General features: G+C 75.5%; 22 protein-coding genes. 12 read left to right on the forward strand and 10 right to left on the reverse strand.

What is annotated here, in order from left to right; translation table 11 throughout:
• Nucleotides 1-182 precede the first annotated feature (182 nt).
• Entirely contained in the window at nucleotides 183-1283 is a 1101-nt protein-coding gene (locus ACFC0B_RS22810) for an LLM class flavin-dependent oxidoreductase (protein WP_376088591.1), read from the forward strand.
• Between the two features lie 7 nt (nucleotides 1284-1290).
• Here ACFC0B_RS22810 and ACFC0B_RS22815 read toward each other — a convergent pair whose 3' ends face one another.
• Both ACFC0B_RS22815 and ACFC0B_RS22820 read right to left on the reverse strand, forming a co-directional pair.
• Nucleotides 1291-1728, reverse strand: coding sequence for a GNAT family N-acetyltransferase (locus tag ACFC0B_RS22815; protein WP_376088594.1), 438 nt, complete (start codon nucleotides 1726-1728; stop codon nucleotides 1291-1293).
• A gap of 46 nt (nucleotides 1729-1774) precedes the next feature.
• Entirely contained in the window at nucleotides 1775-2440 is a 666-nt protein-coding gene (locus tag ACFC0B_RS22820) for a hypothetical protein (RefSeq protein ID WP_376088597.1), read from the reverse strand.
• Nucleotides 2441-2604: 164 nt separating this feature from the next.
• Here ACFC0B_RS22820 and ACFC0B_RS22825 point away from each other — a divergent pair, with 164 nt between their 5' ends.
• The 3 genes from ACFC0B_RS22825 to ACFC0B_RS22835 all read left to right on the forward strand — a co-directional run bounded on the left by ACFC0B_RS22825 (nucleotide 2605) and on the right by ACFC0B_RS22835 (nucleotide 4589).
• On the forward strand, nucleotides 2605-3153 hold the full coding sequence (locus ACFC0B_RS22825; protein WP_376088600.1) for a hypothetical protein: 549 nt from the start codon (nucleotides 2605-2607) through the stop codon (nucleotides 3151-3153).
• Entirely contained in the window at nucleotides 3150-3959 is an 810-nt protein-coding gene (locus ACFC0B_RS22830) for an MOSC domain-containing protein (protein WP_376088603.1), read from the forward strand. The genes ACFC0B_RS22825 and ACFC0B_RS22830 overlap by 4 nt, the downstream gene beginning before the upstream one ends.
• A 72-nt stretch (nucleotides 3960-4031) precedes the next feature.
• Nucleotides 4032-4589: a hypothetical protein gene (locus ACFC0B_RS22835; RefSeq protein ID WP_376088606.1), complete on the forward strand. Its 558-nt coding sequence runs from the start codon at nucleotides 4032-4034 to the stop codon at nucleotides 4587-4589.
• A gap of 72 nt (nucleotides 4590-4661) precedes the next feature.
• On the opposite strand, the gene cobC is transcribed toward ACFC0B_RS22835, so the two are convergent.
• Nucleotides 4662-5765: an Rv2231c family pyridoxal phosphate-dependent protein CobC gene (gene cobC / locus ACFC0B_RS22840; RefSeq protein WP_376088609.1), complete on the reverse strand. Its 1104-nt coding sequence runs from the start codon at nucleotides 5763-5765 to the stop codon at nucleotides 4662-4664.
• Nucleotides 5762-6274, reverse strand: a complete 513-nt coding sequence (locus tag ACFC0B_RS22845; RefSeq protein WP_376088612.1) for a cobalamin biosynthesis protein — start codon at nucleotides 6272-6274, stop codon at nucleotides 5762-5764. Before ACFC0B_RS22845 ends, cobC begins: the two co-directional genes overlap by 4 nt.
• A gap of 452 nt (nucleotides 6275-6726) precedes the next feature.
• Here ACFC0B_RS22845 and ACFC0B_RS22850 point away from each other — a divergent pair, with 452 nt between their 5' ends.
• The 7 genes from ACFC0B_RS22850 to ACFC0B_RS22880 all read left to right on the forward strand — a co-directional run bounded on the left by ACFC0B_RS22850 (nucleotide 6727) and on the right by ACFC0B_RS22880 (nucleotide 13195).
• The gene (locus ACFC0B_RS22850; protein WP_376088615.1) at nucleotides 6727-7638 is read left to right on the forward strand and encodes an alkaline phosphatase family protein; all 912 of its coding nucleotides are present in this window, start codon (nucleotides 6727-6729) and stop codon (nucleotides 7636-7638) included.
• A gap of 5 nt (nucleotides 7639-7643) precedes the next feature.
• Complete coding sequence (locus ACFC0B_RS22855) at nucleotides 7644-9032, forward strand: MFS transporter (RefSeq protein ID WP_376088618.1); 1389 nt, start codon at nucleotides 7644-7646, stop codon at nucleotides 9030-9032.
• Entirely contained in the window at nucleotides 9029-10066 is a 1038-nt protein-coding gene (locus ACFC0B_RS22860) for a TolB family protein (protein ID WP_376088621.1), read from the forward strand. Before ACFC0B_RS22855 ends, ACFC0B_RS22860 begins: the two co-directional genes overlap by 4 nt.
• A gap of 165 nt (nucleotides 10067-10231) precedes the next feature.
• Complete coding sequence (locus ACFC0B_RS22865; RefSeq protein ID WP_376088623.1) at nucleotides 10232-11047, forward strand: hypothetical protein; 816 nt, start codon at nucleotides 10232-10234, stop codon at nucleotides 11045-11047.
• A 60-nt stretch (nucleotides 11048-11107) separates the two neighbouring features.
• A complete protein-coding gene (locus ACFC0B_RS22870) occupies nucleotides 11108-11680 on the forward strand; it encodes a Uma2 family endonuclease (protein WP_376088626.1) in 573 nt (190 codons plus the stop codon).
• A gap of 48 nt (nucleotides 11681-11728) precedes the next feature.
• Nucleotides 11729-12571 carry a hypothetical protein gene (locus tag ACFC0B_RS22875; RefSeq protein WP_376088629.1) on the forward strand — a complete coding sequence of 281 codons (843 nt, stop codon included), beginning with the start codon at nucleotides 11729-11731 and terminating at the stop codon, nucleotides 12569-12571.
• Between the two features lie 105 nt (nucleotides 12572-12676).
• Complete coding sequence (locus ACFC0B_RS22880; RefSeq protein ID WP_376088632.1) at nucleotides 12677-13195, forward strand: hypothetical protein; 519 nt, start codon at nucleotides 12677-12679, stop codon at nucleotides 13193-13195.
• Nucleotides 13196-13254: 59 nt separating this feature from the next.
• On the opposite strand, the gene ACFC0B_RS22885 is transcribed toward ACFC0B_RS22880, so the two are convergent.
• The 3 genes from ACFC0B_RS22885 to ACFC0B_RS22895 all read right to left on the reverse strand — a co-directional run bounded on the left by ACFC0B_RS22885 (nucleotide 13255) and on the right by ACFC0B_RS22895 (nucleotide 15817).
• Nucleotides 13255-13872, reverse strand: a complete 618-nt coding sequence (locus tag ACFC0B_RS22885) for a TOPRIM nucleotidyl transferase/hydrolase domain-containing protein (protein ID WP_376088634.1) — start codon at nucleotides 13870-13872, stop codon at nucleotides 13255-13257.
• Between the two features lie 113 nt (nucleotides 13873-13985).
• The gene (locus ACFC0B_RS22890) at nucleotides 13986-14630 is read right to left on the reverse strand and encodes a LuxR C-terminal-related transcriptional regulator (protein ID WP_376088636.1); all 645 of its coding nucleotides are present in this window, start codon (nucleotides 14628-14630) and stop codon (nucleotides 13986-13988) included.
• Nucleotides 14618-15817, reverse strand: coding sequence for a histidine kinase (locus tag ACFC0B_RS22895; protein ID WP_376088638.1), 1200 nt, complete (start codon nucleotides 15815-15817; stop codon nucleotides 14618-14620). Before ACFC0B_RS22895 ends, ACFC0B_RS22890 begins: the two co-directional genes overlap by 13 nt.
• 113 nt (nucleotides 15818-15930) lie before the next feature.
• On the opposite strand from ACFC0B_RS22895, the gene ACFC0B_RS22900 reads away from it, so the two are divergent.
• Entirely contained in the window at nucleotides 15931-17112 is a 1182-nt protein-coding gene (locus tag ACFC0B_RS22900; protein WP_376088641.1) for a serine hydrolase domain-containing protein, read from the forward strand.
• Nucleotides 17113-17149: 37 nt separating this feature from the next.
• Here the strand turns inward: ACFC0B_RS22900 and ACFC0B_RS22905 are convergent, their stop codons facing one another.
• The 3 genes from ACFC0B_RS22905 to ACFC0B_RS22915 form a co-directional block, all read right to left on the reverse strand.
• Nucleotides 17150-18238 carry a protein kinase family protein gene (locus ACFC0B_RS22905; RefSeq protein WP_376088644.1) on the reverse strand — a complete coding sequence of 363 codons (1089 nt, stop codon included), beginning with the start codon at nucleotides 18236-18238 and terminating at the stop codon, nucleotides 17150-17152.
• Between the two features lie 101 nt (nucleotides 18239-18339).
• Nucleotides 18340-19089, reverse strand: coding sequence for an NUDIX hydrolase (locus ACFC0B_RS22910; RefSeq protein ID WP_376088647.1), 750 nt, complete (start codon nucleotides 19087-19089; stop codon nucleotides 18340-18342).
• A gap of 32 nt (nucleotides 19090-19121) precedes the next feature.
• Nucleotides 19122-19712, reverse strand: a complete 591-nt coding sequence (locus tag ACFC0B_RS22915) for a hypothetical protein (protein WP_376088650.1) — start codon at nucleotides 19710-19712, stop codon at nucleotides 19122-19124.
• Nucleotides 19713-19915: the final 203 nt, after the last annotated feature.

The following is a 19915-nucleotide window of genomic DNA, read 5'->3' on the forward strand; positions in this document are numbered from 1 at the left end:
TCTTGATCGGTGCTGGTCATGGGCGGATAATCGCGCGTATGACTGCCTCCGCCGCTGCCCCCGGATACCTCGTGCGACGCCTGCACGTGGATCTCGCGCGGGTGTGGACGGCCGCCTGTCACGGGTGAGCGGCTCACCCCCCTTCCCCCAGGCGGCTCTTCCCGGTACGGAGTGTGTTGTTCATGGCCCTGACGTTCCACTGGTTCCTGCCCACCAACGGCGACAGCCGGCACGTCGTCGGCGGCGGGCACGGGTCGACGCCCGGCACGGCCGGGGGCGACCGGCCGCCGTCCCTCGGATACCTGGGGCAGATCGCGCGCAGCGCCGAGCAGTTGGGGTTCGAGGGGGCGCTGACCCCGACCGGGGCGTGGTGCGAGGACGCCTGGCTGACGACGGCGATGCTCACCCAGGTGACCGAGCGGCTCAAGTACCTGGTGGCGTTCCGGCCCGGGCAGATCGCGCCGACGCTGGCCGCGCAGATGGCGGCGACCTATCAGCGGCACGCCGGCGGGCGGCTGCTGCTCAACGTGGTGACCGGCGGCGAGTCGGCGGAGCAGCGCGCGTACGGGGACTTCCTGGACAAGGACGCGCGCTACGCCCGCACCGGGGAGTTCCTGTCGGTCGTGCGGCGGCTCTGGGCGGGGGAGACGGTGGACCACGACGGTCCCCATCTGCGGGTCGAGCGGGCGGAGTTGACCCGGCTGCCGGAGCCGGCGCCGCCGGTGTACTTCGGCGGGTCGTCCCCGGCGGCGGGCGAGGTCGCCGCCCGGTACGCGGACGTGTACCTCACCTGGGGCGAACCGCCCGCGCAGGTGCGGGAGAAGATCACCTGGATCCGTGAACTCGCCGCGCGGGAGGGGCGGGTGGTGCGGTTCGGGATCCGGCTGCACGTGATCACCCGGGACACCTCGGCGCAGGCGTGGGCGGAGACGGAGCGGCTGCTGGCGTCGATGGACCCGCAGCGGGTCCGGGAGACCCAACGGGCGCTGGCCCGCAGCGAGTCGGTGGGCCAGCGCCGGATGCTCGCGCTGCACGGCGGTTCGGCGGAGCGGCTGGAGGTGTACCCCGGGCTCTGGGCGGGCGTCGGCCTGCTGCGCGGCGGGGCCGGGACGGCGCTGGTGGGCAGCCACCGGGAGGTGGCCGACCTCGTCACCGAGTACCACGAGCTGGGGATCGACGAGTTCGTGCTCAGCGGGATGCCGCACCTGGAGGAGGCGTACTGGTTCGGCGAGGGCGTGCTGCCGGTGCTGGCCGCCCGCGGCCTGTGGCGCCGGCCGGAGTAGACCGGGGCTACTGCTCGCCCAGGATCATCCACTTCTCCGGCTTCGCCACGGCCTGGAAGCCCACCTTCGCGTAGACGCCGTGGGCGTCGGCGGTGGCGAGCAGGAGGCGGCGCAGGCCGTGTTCGGCGAGCCGGTCGCGGACGCCGGCGGCGAGTGCGGTGCCGAGGCCCCGGCCGCGGGCGGCCGGGGCGATGTAGACGTCGCACAGCCAGGCGAAGGTGGCGTGGTCGGTGACCACCCGCGCGTAGCCGACCTGGGCGCCCGAAGCCCGCTCGTAGAGGCCGAAGTTGAGCGAGCCGGCGATCGCCCGGTCCTGCTTCTCGCGGCTGCGGCCGAGCGCCCAGTAGGCGTCCTGGGACAGCCACTGGTGGATCAGCGCGGCGTCGAGGCGCGCGGGGTCGGTGGAGATCTCGTAGCCGTCCGGCAGTCCGGTGTCACTGGTCATGGTCGGATCCAAGCAGGGATCCGACCGCCCGACCAGCGGTTTTGGCTCAGTGGACGGGGACGGCGCTCTCCGGCGAGTTGTGCCAGTTGGTGACGATCGGCTTGTCGACGTTGGTCGGGCCGATCGGCAGGCTGACCGGGTCGGGGTCCGGGCTGCCGATGCCCACGATGATGTCGCCGAACTCGACGGCCTGGTTGTCCTTGGTGGTCTTCGTCATGACGCCCGCGTAGGCGGTGTCCGAGCCGCTGAGCTTGATCGGCTGGCTGACCCCCGGCTCGGCCTTGGAGGCCTCGATGCCGCGCGAGCCGAAGGCGATGACGGGGGGCCGGGGCGGCAGCGTGCAGGTGACGCCGGGCTTGGCCTTGGCGGCGATCAGGATGTAGCCGCCGGCCTGGGACTCCGCCTTGGCGGTCAGCACGAGGTCCTTGGCGCCGCAGGTGCCCGCCGGCGCGGCGGCGGGGGCGGAGCCGGTGGAACCGGCGGAGGGCGTGGCGGAGGGCGCGGTGGACGGCCTTGCGGCGGTGGTGGTGGTGCCGGACGGCTTCGCGGTGGTGGCCGAGGGCGCCGCGGCGGAGGGCGCGGTGGTCGCGGTGGTCGCGGCCGGGCTCGACGCGGGGGCCGCGGTGTCGCTGTTCTCCGGCCCGCACGCGGCGGCGGTGACGGCGAGTGCCACGACGGCGACGGCGGTGAGAGCGAGACGGCGCGAGCGCATGCGGGTTCCCCCTGGGTGGTGACCGCCGGTGTCGTTCACCGGCGCAACCCGACCGTACGGCGTGATCGTTCACGGCCCGGTGCGGGAAATATCCCGATCCTGTCGCAGACCGCCGCGCCGGAACGGGATGGCCAACGCCCCCGCCGCGCGGGACGATTCCCCCCATGACCGCACTCCCGTTGCTCCTCCTCGACGTCGACGGCCCGCTGAACCCGTACGCCGCCGTGCCGCAGGAACAGCCGCCCGGCTACCGGACGCACCACCTCCGGCCGGACTTCTGGCTGACCCGCTTCCCCGGCCGCGCCGGCGAGGAGGTCGAGCCGCTCCGGCTCTGGCTCAACCCCGACCACGGCCCGGAACTGCTGAGCCTGCCCTTCGAGTTGGTCTGGGCGACGACCTGGCAGGAGGACGCCAACACCTGGATCGCCCCGCTCCTCGGCCTGCCCGGACTCCCGTACGTCCGCTGGCCGCGGATGCACCAGGACGAGCCCGACGGCCTGCACTGGAAGACCCGGGTGCTGGTCGACTGGGCAGCCGGGCGGCCGTTCGTCTGGGTGGACGACGAGCTGGGGCCGCAGGACACCGAGTGGATAGCGGCGAACCATCCCGGACCGGCGGCCACCTTCCGGATCAACCCCCGGATCGGTCTGCGGACCGAGGACTTCGCCACCCTGCGGGCCTGGGCGCGCGCGGAGTTGGGGATCGGGGCGTGAGGGTCGGCACGGTCGAGCGGCTGCGGCGCTACCCCGTGAAGTCGATGCTCGGCGAGGAGCTCCGCGCGGCGTCCGTGACGGAGCGCGGCATCCGCGGCGACCGCGCGTACGCGCTGCTGGACGCCGACACCGGGCGGGTGGTGAGCGCCAAGCACCCGCGCCGGTGGGCGGGCGCGCTCGGGTTCTCCGCCGCGACGGCGCCCGGCGGCGGGGTGGTGATCACCGGCCCGGACGGGGCCGCCGTCGACGAGGGCGGGCTGTCGGAGCTGCTCGGGCGCAAGGTCCGGCTGGTCGGCGAGCCGCCGCCGGGCGCGGGCATCGAGCGGTCCGTCCCGGAGGAGGTCCTGGCACACGGCCCGCGCGCCGAGGTCGGGTTCACCGTCAACGAGCTGGGGCGCGGCGCTCCGCCCGGCACCTTCTTCGACTTCGCCCCGCTCCACCTGCTCACCACGGCCGCCCTCGCCGCGGCGGGCGGCGCCGCGGCCGAGCGGTACCGCCCGAACGTGCTGGTGCGGACCCTCGACGCCGACCCCGGATTCGTCGAGAACGGCTGGGTGGAGGGCGAGTTGGCGATCGGGGCGGAGCTGCGCCTGCACGTCGTCACCGCGACGCCGCGCTGCGCCGTCCCCACCCTCGCGCACGGTCCGCGGCTGCCGCGTTCGGCGGCGGCGCTGCGCACGCTCGCGGAGCGCAACCGGCTCGTCCCGCTGCCGGGCATGCCCGCGCTGCCCTGCGTCGGCGTGTACGCCCGGGTGCTGGCGCCGGGCCGGGTGGCGCTCGGCGATCCGGTGGTGCTGCGCTCCTGACGGGCGGGGAACCGGATGCCGGCCCGGGGAGTCCCATGGCCACCAGGACGGGACTCCGAGGAGGCGACCGGGATGAGCGGGGAGCGGGAGTACGAGGGCGGGGAGCGGGATCCTGAGCGGCCGGACGGCCGGTGGGCCTGGGCGGCCCGCTGGTCGGTGGTGGCGGCCGCCGGGGCGGCGCTGGCCGTGGTGCTGGTGACCTCCGGGACCGACGGCGGGCGGCCGGCCCCCGTCACGGTCAGGGGCACGGCGACGGCGACGGCGCTGGTGACGGCGACGGCGGTGGCGACGGCGGACACCGGCGCCCTGCCGCCGCACCGTGAGGTGACGCCCGGCACCGTCCCGGCGGACCCCGGCCCGGCCGCCGCCCTGGGCGTCCCCTACGCGCTCGACTGGAACACCCGGTGCGAGACCGGCCGTCTGCGCTTCGCCGGGCGCTCGTGGCGGACCGGGCGGCCGCCCGTCCTGCCGTCCGGCCTGCCCGGCGCGTGGGGCGTCGGCTGGGCGCCACCCGTCCTGCCGGGGTGGGCGACCCTCACCGCCGCCGACCGGCTCCGCTTCGACGCCCCCGGCTACCTCGCCGATCCGGTGCTGCTCGAACCGGCCGCGGAACCGGCGATCTGCGAGTAGCCGGGGGAGCCTCCGGGGCGCATCAGCCGCCGGGCGCGTCGGCCGTCGGGGCGCGTCGGCCGTCGGGGCGCGTCAGCCGTCGAGCGCCTCCGCCAGGGCGGCCAGGAAGCGGTCCGTGGTGGCCTCGTCCCGGACGGCCGCGCGCAGCCAGTCCGGGCCGAGGCCCGGGAAGGTGTCGCCCCGGCGGACGGCGAAGCCGAGGGTGCGCAGCCGGGCGCGGACGGCGTCGGCGCCGGGGAGTTCGAGCAGGACGAAGGAGGCGGCGGGCTCGCCGTGCACCCGGACGGCCGGGAACGCGGCCAGGCCCTTCACCAGGTGCTCGCGCCGGACGGCGAGTTCGTACGCGGCCAGGTCCGCCTCGGCGAGCGCGGCCGGGGTGGAGCAGGCCTCGGCGGCGACCAGCGCCGGAGTGGAGACCGGCCAGAGGGGCTGGGCGGCGGCCAGGGCGGCGATCAGCGGCGCGGGGCCGAGCGCGTAGCCGATCCGCAGGCCGGCCAGCCCCCAGGTCTTGGTGAGGCTGCGCAGGACGACCACCCGGCCGGGCAGGTCCCTGGCCGAGGCCAGGGACTCGCGCTCGCCGGGCACGGTGTCCATGAACGCCTCGTCGATCACCAGGGTGCGGCCGGGCCGGGCCAGGGCGGCGACGGCGGCGGCCGGGTGGAGGACGGAGGTGGGGTTGGTGGGGTTGCCGAGCACGACCAGGTCGGCCTCCTCCGGGACGGCTCCCCCGGTCAGCCGGAAGCCCTCCCCGGGGGCGAGCAGGACCCGCCGCACCGGGTGCCCGGCGTCGCGCAGAGCGGCCTCGGGTTCGGTGAACTGCGGGTGCACGACGGCTATGTGGCGTGGTGTCAGGGTGCGGGCGAGCAGGACGAAGGCCTCGGCGGCGCCCGAGGTGAGCAGCACCTCGTCCACCGGTCGGCCGTGCCGCCCGGCGACCGCGGCCCGGGCGGCGGCGCCGTCGGGGTAGGCGGCGAGGCCGGTGAGGCTGGCGGCGAGGCGTTCGCGCAGCCACGCCGGGGGCGTGCCGGTGCGGACGTTGACGGCGAGGTCGACCAGGCCGGCGCCGTCGGCGCGCACCTCGGCGTCCCCGTGGTGGCGCAGATCGGGCTCGGCGGCGGTTTGTTCGGCGGCGGTCGGTTCGGCGGCGGCCCGCTCGGTGGGGGACTGGGGGGTCACGGCTGCTCTCCTGGGGTGTTCCGGGGGTGCTGGACGGCCTGGGCGCGGGCGACGGCCACCGTCGCGGCCGCCGACTTCCGCTTGGGGACGACGAGCTCGGCGTCCCCGCCGCCGGCTCCCGCCAGCGCCGCCGCCTCGGCCACGCCGGCCGTGCCGACCGCGTCGCCGACGACGCCGGACGGATTCGGCACGGGGACGGCGGCCAGCGTCCCGGCCGGGTACTCGGCCACCGGGACGCCGAGCGCCGCCGCGGCCGCCCGGACGGCGGGGTGGCCGCCCTTGCCGGCGAGGGTGGCGAGGGTGGCGACGGCTCCGGGCGGCAGCCCGGCCGAGGCGAGCGCCCGCCGGATCAGGTCCAGCAGCTCCGCCTCCGTCGCCGAGCCGCGCACGCCCACCCCGACGACGAGCCGCCCGCGGCCGGGCGGAGCCGGGGCGCCCCCGCCGTCACCCGAACCGCCCAACGCGCCGGAACCGATCTGCCGCGAACCGTTCCCGTCCGGACCCCTCACGCGGTGCTCACGCCCTGCCCACGTCCCATTTCTCCACGTCACCCGCCCGACACCTGTCCGAGGTCCGCGCGCCGGCCGGCCCCGGCCGGGCCGCCCGGAGCGGCCGAAACCCGCCACCGTCCGCCGGCCGGAATGCCCAGGTCAGGGCGGTGCCGGGCGCCGAGGGCCGCCGAAATCCCATCACGCCCGTGACGGACGGGTCAATCGAGAAGGTTGTGACATGCGCCGGAGGGCGATCCTCGGCCAGCGATCGCTGTTCGCCTTTTCGTCATGTGGCCGCCGGGGCCCGCGCCACCGCGCCGCTCCTATTGTTTGCGGCGCTCCGAAACCGCCGGTCCCCCGATCGGCGGTCCTCTCCCCATCCGGCAGTTCCCCCGCGGCCGGGCCGCCTCCCCGACCCGACCGCTCCCGACACGGAGGACACCATGCCCGAAACCCCGGAGACTGTTGACATGAGCGCCACGAACCCCGTCGCCGAGGGCGCCGCTCCGCGCCGCCCCCGCCGCCGCACCCTGACCGCCTCCGCCGCCGGCTTCGCCCTGGTCGCCGGCTCGCTCGGCCTCTGGGCCGCCACCGGCACCACCGCGCAGGCCGCCGGCCTGCCGACCCCGGACCACGTGGTCGTCGTCGTCATGGAGAACCACGCCTACACCCAGGTGATCGGCAGCTCCAGCGCGCCGTACATCAACAACACCCTGAAGGCCGGCGGCGCCACCCTCACCCAGTCGTTCGGGCTCACCCACCCCAGCGAGCCCAACTACTACCAGCTGTTCTCCGGCTCCAACCAGGGCCGCACCGACGACAGCTGCGTGCCGGTCGGCTCGATCAACCAGCCGAACCTCGCCTCCGAGCTGATCGCCGCCGGCAAGAGCTGGGCCAGCTACAACGAGGGCCTGCCGAGCCAGGGTTCGACCGTCTGTTCCAGCGGCAAGTACGCGCAGAAGCACAACCCGTGGTTCGGCTTCGGCAACGTGCCGACCAACACCGCGTTCACCATGACGCAGTTCCCGACCAGCTTCGCGAACCTGCCGAAGGTCTCCTTCGTCGTCCCGGACCTCTGCAACGACATGCACGACTGCTCGGTCGGCACCGGCGACACCTGGATCCAGAACAAGCTCGGCGCCTACGCCGCCTGGGCCAAGAACAACAACAGCATCCTGGTCGTGACCTTCGACGAGGACAACCGCCTCTCCGGCAACCGCATCCCCACCGTCTTCTACGGCGCCCACGTCACCCCGGGCGCCACCACCGCCACGACCTACAACCACTACAACGTGCTGCGCACCCTGGAGGACCTCGCGGGCCTGACCACCCACGCGGGCAACGCCGCCTCCGCCGCCACCATCACCGGCATCTGGAACTGACGCCCGTGTACGTCGCGGACTCCCGCAGCTCCAAGGCCCCCGTCGCCCCGGCCGCCACCCGGCCGGGGCGGCGGGAGGCCGCCGACGGCGCCACCGGCCGGGCAGCGCGGGCGGCCGTCCCCGGCACCGTGGTGGTCCTGGGCGTGGTCAGCCTGGTCACCGACGTCTCCTCGGAGATGGTCAGCGCCGTCCTGCCGCTCTACCTGCTCACCGGCCTCGGCCTGTCCCCGCTCGGCTTCGGCCTGCTCGACGGCATCCAGAACGGCTTCAGCGCCGTCGTCCGGCTGGCCGGCGGCCACCTCGCCGACCGGCGCGGGCGCGACGGCGCGCCCCGGCACAAGGCCGTCGCCGCCGTCGGCTACGGCCTGTCGGCCGCCTGCAAACCGCTGCTGCTGCTCGTCCACACCGTGCCGCTGATCGGCGCCGTCCTCGCCGCCGACCGCACCGGCAAGGGACTGCGCACCGCCCCGCGCGACGCGATGATCTCGCTCGCCACCGAACCCGCCCACCGCGGAAGGGCGTTCGGCGTGCACCGGGCGATGGACACGGCCGGCGCGCTGCTCGGACCGCTCGCCGCCTTCCTGGTGCTGCGGACGGCCGGCGGCCCGCTGCTCGCCGACGGCGGCCAACAGCAGGGCTACCACGCGGTGTTCGCGGTCAGCGCGTGCGTCGCGGTGCTCGGCGTGCTGGTCCTGCTGCTCTTCGTGCCGAACCGCCTGGACGCCGACGAGCCGTCGACGCTGCACCCCCGGCTGAGGGACGGGTTCGCGCTGCTGCGCATCCCCGGGCTGCGCCGGCTCACCGTGTGCGCCGTCCTGCTCGGCCTCACCACCGTCAGCGACTCCTTCCTCTACCTGCTCGTGCAGCGCCGGCTCGGCCTCGCCACCGAGTACTTCCCGCTGCTCCCGCTCGGCACCGCCGGCGCCTTCCTGCTGCTGGCCGTCCCGCTCGGCGCGCTCGCCGACCGGATCGGCCGCCGCCGGCTGTTCCTGGCCGGCCACGGCGTCCTGCTGCTCGCCTACGGGCTGCTGCTCTCCCCGCTCGACGGCCTGCCGGTGGTGGTCTGCGTGCTGCTGCTGCACGGCGCCTTCTACGCCTCCACCGACGGCGTGCTCGCCGCCGCCGCGGCCGACACCGTCCCCGCCGGACAGCGCGGCGCCGGGCTCGCCCTGGTCGGCACCGGACAGGCGCTCGCCCGGTTCGCCTGCTCGCTGGCGTTCGGCGCGCTGTGGAGCGCCGTCGGCGGCACCGCCGCGCTGACCTGGTCGGCGCTGGCGCTGGCCGGCTGCGTCACCGGGGCGGCGTTCGTGCTGCGCGAGCCCGCCGTCGAGCCCGTCGCCGAGTCCGCCGCCGAGTCCGCCGCCACCCCCTCCGACCCCGAGGTGCCCCAGTGACCACCGCCCCCCTCCGCAACCGCACCCGGGTGCTGATCCTGCTGGTCGCCGTCCTCCTGCTCGGCGGGGTCGGCACCGGCGCCGTCCTGTGGGCCGCCGACCGCTCCGCCGACCGCGACCGCGTCCAGGCCGGCGGCCCCGTCGTCACCCCCGGCGAGGTCGCCCTCAAGGCGCCCGCCGCCCGGCAGCTGCTCTTCCGCAACATGGCCTGGGGCCCGCACCGCGACGAGATCGCCACCGTCCCCGCCGACCGCCCCGACGGCCCGCGCACCTCCTCCGGCGTCCAGTGCCTGCGCTTCTACGCCGCCGCCGGCACCGGCATCTGCCTCCGGGCCGACCGCGGCGCCCTCCAGGACACCTACCGGGCCGTCGTCCTCGACGACCGCCTGCGCGAACTGCGCTCCTTCCCGGCCGCCGGCATCCCCACCCGCTCCCGGGTCTCGCCCTCCGGCCACCTCGCCGCCTGGACCGTCTTCGTCAGCGGCGACTCCTACGCGGGCACCGACTTCTCCACCCGCACCTCGATCGTCGACGTCCGGGACTGGAACCTCCGGGAGAACCTGGAGGAGTTCACCGTGGTCAAGGACGGCAAGCCGTACCGCTCGCCCGACGTCAACATCTGGGGCGTGACCTTCGTCGACGACAACGCCTTCTACGCCACCGCCGCCACCGGCGGGCAGACCTACCTGGTCCGCGGCGACCTCGGCGCCCGCACCCTCACCACCCTCCACCAGAACGTCGAGTGCCCCTCGCTCTCCCCGGACGGCACCCGGGTCGCCTACAAGAAGCGGATGCCCGGCGCCTCCGAGGACGCCCCCTGGCGCCTGTACGTCCTGGACCTCGCCACCATGACCGAGACCGCCACCGCCGAACAGCGCAGCATCGACGACCAGGCCGTCTGGTCCGACGACCACACCCTGCTGTACGCCATGCCCGGCGACTTCGGCGCCGACCTGTGGACCGTCCCCGCCGACGGCACCGGCTCCTCCCGGCGGCTGCTCGAAGCGGCGGTCGCCCCGGCGTACCTGGGCTGACGCGAACCGTCCCGGGCCGGGTGGTTCCACGCGGAACTCCAAGCGTAGGGTCCACGTCGAGCACTAAGAGTGGTCGCGCCGCGCCGGGCCGCCACAGGACGACCGACCGGGGGAGCAGGAACAGTGAGGCAACGAGGGCCCGATCGCGGGCTGTCGCCGGAACGCGTGCCCAGCGACTCGTGGCCGGCGCTGCACGGCAGACCCGTGCTGCGCCGCACCGTCGCGATCGGGCTGGTGGTCTTCGTGTCGGTGCTGGCCGCCCTGGCCGTCCGGGGCGTCAACGCCCTCACCGTCGGCCGCGGCGCGATCGAGACCGACCGCGACCGCGCCGAACTGCTGGCCGGCCTCCACCCCTCCCAGCACCCGGGCGCGGGCCGCTACTACGTCCCGGTCGGCGCCGTCTACACGCGCACCCCGGACGGCCGGCCCGTCGCCTACCTGCACTACCGGCTGGCCGGCGGGCGCGAGGTCGGCGTCGGCGACTTCCTGCGCACCTACGACCTGGCCGCCCCCGGCGGCCTCGCCCCGCTGCCCTCCGACCTCGCCGAGGCCCTCGGCGGCGACGAGCCGGCCCAGGCGCACGAGGTCGGCGCACCCGACCCGTTCGCGGCTCCGTCGCCCAGCCCGTCCGTCGCCGCGACCTCCGCCGCGACCTCCGCCGCGCCGTCGACCGCGCCCTCCACCGAGCCCGCCGTCGAGTCGCCCTCGGCGACCCCCGACGCAGCCCCCTCCGCCCTCCCGGACGACGACGCCCCCGCGGCGGAGCCCGAGCCGACCGCCTCGGAACCCGCCGAGCACCTCGCCCCGGCCTCCGACGCCACCTCCGCCCCCGAGGACACCCCCTCACCCACCCCGACCCCCACCGCCGACCCGGCCCCGACCCCCACCGTCCCCGCCACCTCCGCCCGCCGCATCTACGTCGCCCCCGACCCCGTCGGCCTCCCCGGCGCCGCCGACATCTACGTCCGCGCCACCGGCTGACGGCCCACTGGCGTACGGTGACTGCTGTACCTCGAAGGAGCCTGCAGAGAGGGAGAGGCCGTGATCACCCATGACCGGCCGCAAATGAGCCTTGAGGCGTTCGAGTCCATCGCCGAGGCCGCAGCGCTCCAGGACATCGCGCTCGAGTTCATCGACGGTGAAATCGGAGTCAAGCCCGCGCCCGACGGCGACCACGGTCAGATCATCGCCTGGCTTCAGCGGATCTGCCTGCAGCACCGCCCCGACCTCTGGCTCTTCGGCGAACAGGGACTGCGCATCCCGTCGTACGAGAACGGTGACGCGCGCCCGGACGGCACCCTCGCGCCGGCCGAGTACTTCGCGGGCCAGGGCGAGTGGGCCGACGCCGGTGGCGTCCTGCTGGTCGCCGAGGTCACATCGTTCGACCGGCGGGCCGACGAGCGCGACCGCGTCAAGAAGCCCCGGGCGTACGCGGAGAGCGGCATCCCCGTCTACCTGCTGATCGACCGGGACAGCGACACCGTGACCGTCCACAGCGAACCGGTCAAGGGCCGCTACCGCGAGATCCGGAGCTACGACTACGGGGAACGGGCGGAACTGCCCGGCCTGGATGTCGTCCTGGACACCGAGGTCCTCAAGAACTACAGCCGCTGAGCCAACCCGGGGGCGGGGGTTGTCGGTTGGGCGTGCTGTACTCCCGGCATGACGCTTCATCACGATGCCCCGGCCGTGCGATCCGAGGAGTGGGACGCCGCTCTTCGGCAGGCCTTCGGGGAGGTGCTCGGCCGGCCGCTCGCCGAGTACGACGGGAAGGCGCGCTACGGCACCTTCTACAGCGGCAACTTCCTCGCCGAGAGCGAGTCGGATCGGGACCCGGTGTGGGTCGGCCGGGCCGTGCTCGCGGGGGAGGAGTCGGTGACCACCGCGCAGCTGCTGCTCACCCCGCCCGGCGACCTCGGTGAGACGGAACTGGTCTTCGACGCGAGCCGGTCGCTGTTCCACGTCGAACCGCGCGGGCTGTCCGGGGAATTGGCCCCCTTCGCCGCCGATCTCGCCGCGGCCCTGGAGGAGTCCGAGTGGAGCGGGGTCCTGCCGGGGGCGGACCTCGGCCGGGCCGCCGAGCGGCACGGCGTCGACCTCGCGTCGCCCGAACTGCCCGGAGACCTGTGGACGCTCTGGCAGGCCCGGGTGGCCGCCGGGGGCGAGACCCTGCTCGACGCCCTGCTCGCCGCGACCGGTCTGACCGGCGTCACCGCGTCCGCCTCGATGCCGCCCGGTGTCGGCGGCGCCGGGGACGAGCTGGACGGCGAGGCGCACGACCGGGTCGCCGGCGTGGCCGACCCGGCGCTGCGGGACGTCCTGGTGGCCTTCTGCGACCAGGACTCGCACGACCTCGCCTTCGTCCCGATCGACCCGGCCGACGAAGAGGGCGGCGAGGACGAGGACGAGGACGCGTACGACGTGTCGGAGGGCGGCACCGTGGTCGTCCGCTGGGACGGCGCGGTCGACCAGTACGAGATCGTCGTCCGCCGACTGGAGGGCTGAGGCCCCGGACCCCGGGCCCTCCCGCGCGGGAGGGCCCGGCCGTCACCGGATAGGGTCGCTGCGCGGGCCGATGTGCGGTGCGCGCGTGGACCCGAAGGAGCTGACGTGGGCGAGGCCGTCTCCCCCGAGACCGGTGCCGACACCGTGGACCCCCGCCGGGGCGCGGCGCTCGCGGCACGCTGGTGGAAGTGGGCGCTGTCCGCCCCGATGGAGCGCAGCCCGGTCGCCGACACCACCGGTGAGTTCGCCGGCTGGCGGCAGCCCTCCGACGTCTGGTTCCTCGCCGGCACCTATGGCGGCCGGGTCGTGCGCCGCTGCCCGATCGCCGCCGGGAAGCCGGTCTTCTTCCCGGTCTTCAACACCCAGCGGATCGCCCTCGGCCTCTCCTCCGCGCCGTGGCGCGTCGAGGCCTCCGCCGCCGGGGCGACCCTCAACGGCGTCCCGCTGAAGGTGCACGAGTTCGCCTCCAAGCGCTTCCTGGCCACCGGCATCCCGCGCGTCGCCTGGGGCCTGTGGTGCGCCCTCGACCCGCTCGCCCCCGGCCAGTACGTGCTCTCCATCAAGGCCGACGCCGGCGGCTTCGTCGTCGACACCACCTACCACCTGGACGCCGTCGAGTTCTGACCCGCGCGGTCGTGGGGCCCGCGTCGTCGGACGCTCGCCGCCGTGCTCACCGCGGCCGCTCACAGCGCCGCGAGCAGCTCGCGCAGCGGCGCCGGTTCCCTCCCGGCCTCCAACGCCCCCACCAGCAGGTGCCCGTAGCGGATCTTCCGCCCCTTCTTCGTCCCCAGGAACCGTCGCAGCTGCCGCTCCGGCACCCCGCCCTGGTGCGCGGGCTGGCGGACGAAGATCTGCCAGGCGGGCAGGTCGCCCTCGGCCTCGACGATCTCCTCCACCCTCGCCACGCCCAGCGCGCGGATCAGCTCCTCCTCCAGGTCCGACACGCACACGAAGAAGCCCTCACCCGGCGCGCCCGCCCGCTCCAACCCGCGCTCGTAGAAGCCCTGTTCGTTCTCGTCGCAGAGCCCGGTCAGCCGCAGCCCGAGCCCCGGAGGCCCGAGCAGGCCCGCGTAGCGGGCGACGTTCATCGCCCCGCCCATCGAGACGACGCACACCCCCTCGGCGGCCAGGTCCCGCCCCTCGCGCGCGGCCAGCGTCTCGACGGCCGCGAGGTCGCTCGGCCCCTCCACCAGCACCGCCGTCCGCACACCCAGCCGCCCGGCCGCCTCACCCGCCGGCCCGCCGGGGCCGCCCGCCGCCCAGCCGGTGACCGCGTCCCGGAACGCTTCCATGTCCGCCATGGGCCCGATTCTGCCCCCGCTCGCCCCGCCGGGCCCGCCATTTTCCCCGGGCGCGCTCCGCCTCGACCGGGCGCGGGGGCGTGGTCCTCGTCCTGGCCGGGACCGCGGCCCGGTCAGCGGCGGCTGAGGTAGGTGAGCACGGCGAGGACGCGGCGGTGGCCGCTGTCGGCGGGGGAGAGGCCGAGCTTGGCGAAGATGTTGCCGATGTGCTTGTGGACGGCGTTCTCGGTGATGACGAGCCGGGCCGCGAGCGTCGCGTTGTCCTGGCCCTCCGCCATCAGGGCCAGGACCTCGCGTTCGCGCGGGGTGAGGGCGGCGATCGGGTCGTGGGCGGGGCGGGTGAGGAGCTGGCCGATCACCTCGGGGTCCATGACGGTGCCGCCGGCGGCGACCCGCCGCAGCGCGTCGATGAACTCGCTCACCCGGCCCACCCGGTCCTTGAGCAGGTAGCCGACGCCGCCGCGGCCGTCGGAGACCAGCTCGCCGGCGTACTGCTGCTCGACGTACTGGGAGAGGACGAGCACGGGCAGGCCGGGGTGCCGGCGGCGGGCGTGGATGGCGGCGTGGATGCCCTCGTCGCGGAAGGTCGGCGGCAGCCGGACGTCCACGATGGTGACGTCCGGGCGGTGTTCGGCCACGGCGGCGGCGAAGCCGGGGGCGTCCTCGGTGACGGCGGCGACGTGGAAGCCGGCGGCGGTGAGCAGGAGTTTCAGCCCGCCGGCCAGCAGGACGTTGTCCTCGGCGATCACGACCCGCACGGCAGGCTCACGGTGAGCGTGGTGGGGCCGCCGCCGGGGCTGTGGAGGTGGACGGTGCCGTCGAGCGCCAGGACGCGGTGGCGGATTCCGGCGAGCCCGGTGCCCCGCGTCTCGTCGGCGCCGCCGACCCCGTCGTCGGTGACGCCGATCGACAGCCGGTCGCCGTCGCGGGCCACGCGGACGGTGGTCCGGGTGGCCCGGCTGTGCTTGGCGGCGTTGGTGAGCGCCTCGGCGACGGTGAAGTACGCCACCGTCTCGACGGCGGCGGGGATCGCGGCGGGCCCGCCGGTGCCGAGGCCGTCGATGCCGTCGATGCCCCCGATGCCCTCAATGTCGAGCGTGGTGGCGATCGCCGCTCGGGCGCCCAGCGCGGTCAGCGCCCCGGCGAGGCCGCGGTCGGCGAGGATCGGCGGGTAGATCGTCCGGATCACCGCGCGCAGCTCCGTCATGGCCTCCTCGGTGCCCTCGTGCGCCTCCGCCAGGAGCCTGGTCAGCAGCACCGGGTCCGTGTCCTGCACCTCGCGGGCCAGACCGATCCGCATCGCGATGGCGACCAGCCGGGCCTGGGTGCCGTCGTGCAGGTCGCGTTCGATCCGGCGGAGCTCCAGGCCGTGGGCGTTCACGGCTCCGGCCCGGGTCTCGGTCAGCGTCTCCACGCGCCGCGCCAGTCGCTCGGCGGCCGAGGGGGACAGCAACGCCACACAGGTCCGGGCGTGCAGGCGCGCCAGCAGCGGGACCAGCCGGGCGGTGAGGGCCGCGAGGACGACGAACTGCGCGGTCCCCAGGGCCAGCGCCGTGCCCCACCCGGTCAGCGGGACCCCGGCGGCGAAGCCGCCCGCGCGGGTGCCGGCGGGCAGCGCCCACCACAGGGGCACCGTGACGGCCGTGGTCACCGCGTTGCCCGCGCACACCACCGCGACCAGCCCGAACACCGGGCCGCTCACCGCGGAGGCGCAGAGCCAGCCGAGCACCCGCCACGCTCCGACCCGGACGGCACCGGAGTCCGGCACCCGCAGCAGCCGCTCGGCGCGGCGGCGGTGCCGGGACGCCCAGGCGCGCGCCGTCCTCGGCGCGACGGCGAGGACGGGCAGCGCGACCAGGGTGGCGGCGCCGGTCGCCAGGCTTGCCAGGAGATAGCCCAGCGCGCGCCGCACTCCCGCCGGCGGCCCGGCTTCATGACGGTTCATCCGGGCAAGTCTGGGCCATGGCGAACGGGCCCGGCACTACAGCCCGCCACCCTCTTTTCCCACCCGCCGGCGGTAGCGCCCGGGCACCTCGGCCGGACCTACCGTCAACGCCCATGACGATCCGATCCCTCACGCGGAGCCTGGCGCTGGCCGCCCTCGTGACCGCGACCCTCTCCACCACCGTGCCCGGCGCGACGGCCGCCGAGCGGCCGGACCTCCGCCTCCGGCGCGACGCCGACGCGATCACCGCGCTCGGCGTGACGGGCGTGCAGGCCCGCCTGACCACTTCCGACGGCGGGAACGTGACCGCCACCAGCGGCGTCGCGGACCTGGCTGACCGACAGCCGGTCTCCCCGGACGGCCACTTCCGGATCGCCAGCGTCACCAAGACCTTCGTGGCCACCGTGGTCCTGCAGCTCGTCGGCGAGGGCCGGCTCTCGCTGGACGACTCCGTCGAGCGGTGGCTGCCCGGCGTGGTGTCCGGGAACGGCAACGACGGCGGCGCGATCACCGTCCGGCAGCTGCTCCAGCACACCGGCGGCCTCCACGACGACTACCCGGACCACACCTCGGCGGAGGACTTCCAGAAGTACCGGTACGACAGCTACACACCCGAGCAGACCGTCGCCCGCGCGATGGCCCACCGCCCGGACTTCGAGCCGGGTGAGCGCTGGAGCTACGGCAACACCGGCTACGTCCTGCTCGGCATGATCATCGAGCGGGCCACCGGGCAGCCCTGGCACACGGAGGTCGGCGAGCGGATCGTCCGGCCGCTCGGCCTCGTCCACACCTTCCGGCCGGGGACGTCCCCCGAGCTGCCCCGGCCGCACGCCCGGACCTACCAGCGGTTCGGACCGGACGAGCCGCTGGTGGACGTCACCGAGCAGGTCGGCCCGGGCACCAACGGGGAGGCCGGGCTGGTCTCCACCACCGCCGACCTCGACCGGTTCTTCGGCGCCCTGCTCGGCGGCCGGCTGCTGCCGCCGGCGCAGCTGGCGCAGATGAAGCGGACCGTCCGGGTCGGCAAGGAGTTCCGGAAGCTCATGCCGGGTGCCCGGGACGGCTTGGGCCTCTTCTCCCGCCCGCTCTCCTGCGGCGGGCGGTACTGGGGCCACGAGGGCGGCGACGCCGGCTGGATCACCGCCTCCGGCGCCACCGCCGACGGCCGGCGCAGCGTCACGGTCTCCCTGTCGGGCGTCCTCGCCGCCTCGGAGGACGACGTCCTGCACGTGGAGCAGGCCATGAGCAAGCTCGTCGACGACGCCCTGTGCGGGCGTCCGGCCGCGCGCTCGTAGCCGGGCGGTGGAGTGGGAAGTCGGTGGGTCCGACTTCCTACTCCGCGCTCGCCGTTCCCGCCGTTCCGGCCGTTCCCGCCGCGCTCGCCGCTTCCGCCGCGACGCGGTCGAGTTCGGCGGCCGGGTACGGCGTCCGCTTGCTCTCGGTGAGGAGCCGGCGCTGGAAGCCGTCCAGGACGACGGCGGTCCGGGCGTGCCGGTCGACGATCGCCGCGACCTCCGGCGGGACGCCGTCGGGCCGCCGGCCCGCGAGCCACTGCTCCAGGAAGGCGGCCGCCTCCGTGTCGCCCCGGTAGCGGGTGAGGAGGTGGTGCCGGAGCAGGTGGGCGGCGGCGTAGTCGCGGTCGTAGGCGCGGTGGTGGGCGAGGAAGCGCCGTTCCTCCGCCGAGAGTTCGAAGTCCTCGCTCAGGGCGAGCCCGAAGTCCGCGAAGTAGATCCGCGAGCCGTCCGTGAGGAGGTTGTGGAAGTGGGCGTCGAAGTGCACGAGCCCGCGCGAGCGCAGGAACGCCGCGCCCCGGGCCACGTGCTCCTCCGCCCACCCGTACGGGGCCGCGTCCCGGTCCAGCCACGCGGCGAGGGTCTGCGGCACGTGCTCCAGGAAGAGCACCAGGCTGTGCGAGGCCCCGCCGACGGCCTCCAGCCGCGCGCGTACGGCGGGGGAGCCCTCCCAGTGGGCGACGGCGTCGTCGACGCCGCCGAGGAAGTCGATGAAGCCCTCGGGCGCGCTGTCGGGCAGCACCCGCCAGTGGTACATCAGCGGGAAGCCGTCGTACGCCCCGTCCAGGACCCAGCGCGTGGTCGCGGTGTGGGCGGCCAGCTCCCGCCAGGCGCCGAACCCGGCCGAGCCGATCCCGTACTGGTACCAGACGGGCAGCCCGAAGAGGTTCGCCGTGCGGCGGACGTTCTCCGGCCGGAGTTCGAGGTCCGTCAGCGGCACCCGCTTGACGAACACCCGCGTCCCGTCGACCTCCAGGGCCGAGGACCGGCCCCCGACGCCGGACCCGAGCGGAGCGGCGGACGCCACGAGCTCCCCGAGCCGCCGGTCGCTCAGCGGTGACAGCCGGCTCGCCACCGCCCCGTGGGCGGCGAGCCGGGCCGGTGCCGGTGCCCCTTCGACGTGACGCATCGCCAACTCCTCGCTCGGTGGACGTTCCACCGTAGGCGGTGGCGACCCGACCGGGTCGACCGGGCGGGCAGGAGAGCGGCCGGCGCTCCCGGACGGCCGCCTCAGCCCTGCGGCCGACGCTGCTGCCGGACGAAGCGGTGGAGCGTGGGGGCGAGGTAGTCGGCCTGCGGGCCGGGGAGGCCCGGAAGGTCGGCGGGGGAGCGGACGAAGGCCAGCTCGACCAGTTCCCGCTCGGGCGGCGCGACGCCGCCGAAGCGCTCGCGCAGCACCGGTTCGGGCAGGGGCGGGGCGAGGAAGAGGACGCCGATGCTGCCGTACCGGCCGCGGGTGACCGCCCAGAGCGCCAACTCGCCGGGGCCGGCGGCCACTCCGGTCTCCTCGGACAGCTCCCGGGCGGCGTTGCGGCGCAGGGCGGCGAGGTCCAGGCGCTCGCCGTCGGGCGGGGGTTCGACGGAGCCGCCGGGGGGCTGCCAGCGTCCGGGGGCGGCCGTGGTGGGGGACATCCGGCCGACGAGCAGGCGGCCGTCGTCGGTGGGCTGCAGGACGCTGACGGCGAGGGAGGCGGTGGGGGCGGTGGACGACATCACCTGGCGCAGCGCGTAGTGCCGGTAGGTCACGCGCGACCAGAAGACGTGGAGTTCGCCGGGTCTGGGCCAGGAGGTGCCCGCGCACGCCACCACCGGGCCGTCGAAGAGCGTGGGATTGGCCAGGACCATGTTCGCCCAGGTGCGGTCCCGTTCCCGCCGCTCCTCGGCGGTGAGGCGGGGCGCGGGCACTTCGACGAGCCGGATGCGGCGGACGCCGAGGACCTCGGCGGGCGGCGGGAGGAGCGGCGAGGGTGTCTCGGGCATCCGCCCATGGAAGCAGGAACAGGCCCTACGGGTCAGCTCGGCGCGACGGGAGGCGTCGGGGAGCCGTAGGTCCGGTCGGACGCGGTCATCACCCAGAGCGGGAACTGGTCGAGCGGGATCGGCGGGGAGGCGGCGACGTCGGGGCGCAGCACGGCCGGAGGGAAGAAGGCGACCCGGCAGCGGTGGCAGAGCCAGGCGGCCTGCCAGACGAAGTGGTGGCGCTGCCAGAGGGCTTGCTGCGCGGGGAGCGTCTCGGCGAAGCGGCGGCGCTGGCCCTTGCGGGAGACGGCGTGCAGGGCCACGGCTGTCAGGAGGAGCAGGAAGGGGATGAGGAACGGGCCGATGAGGTAGCCGGCCACGTAGGCGGGCTCGGCGCCGTCGAGCTGCTCGGCGTCACTGTTGCCGATCAGGGAGAGGACGGCGAGCAGGGTGAAGACGCCGGCGAGCGCGTAGCAGGTGATCGTGCCGCCGTTCAGCCGGAGCCGGCCCGGCTGCGGCGCGGGCGGCGGGACCAGGTGGACGCGGGCCGCCTCGTCGAGCGGCGGCCGGGCGGCGGGCGCGAGGGCGTGCGGGACGGTGACGGACTGGTCCGGGGCGGAGCACTGCGGACAGGTGGCGCTCATCGGACGGTCGGCTCCTGGGGCGCGGGCGAACGGTGCGTGCGATTACAGCACAGCAGCCGATCGGGGGCCACCGGAATGCACCTGCCGACCGCAGCGCCGCCTGGCATCCGACCCGCGCCGGCACCGGCCGGCACCTCATCGCCCCTCTCGAACGGAACGATCCGGGTCAACTCGCCGACAAGTCCCGGCGTGAACGCCCCGGC

The sequence above is a fragment of the Kitasatospora sp. NPDC056184 genome (assembly GCF_042268405.1).
Classification (GTDB): domain Bacteria; phylum Actinomycetota; class Actinomycetes; order Streptomycetales; family Streptomycetaceae; genus Kitasatospora.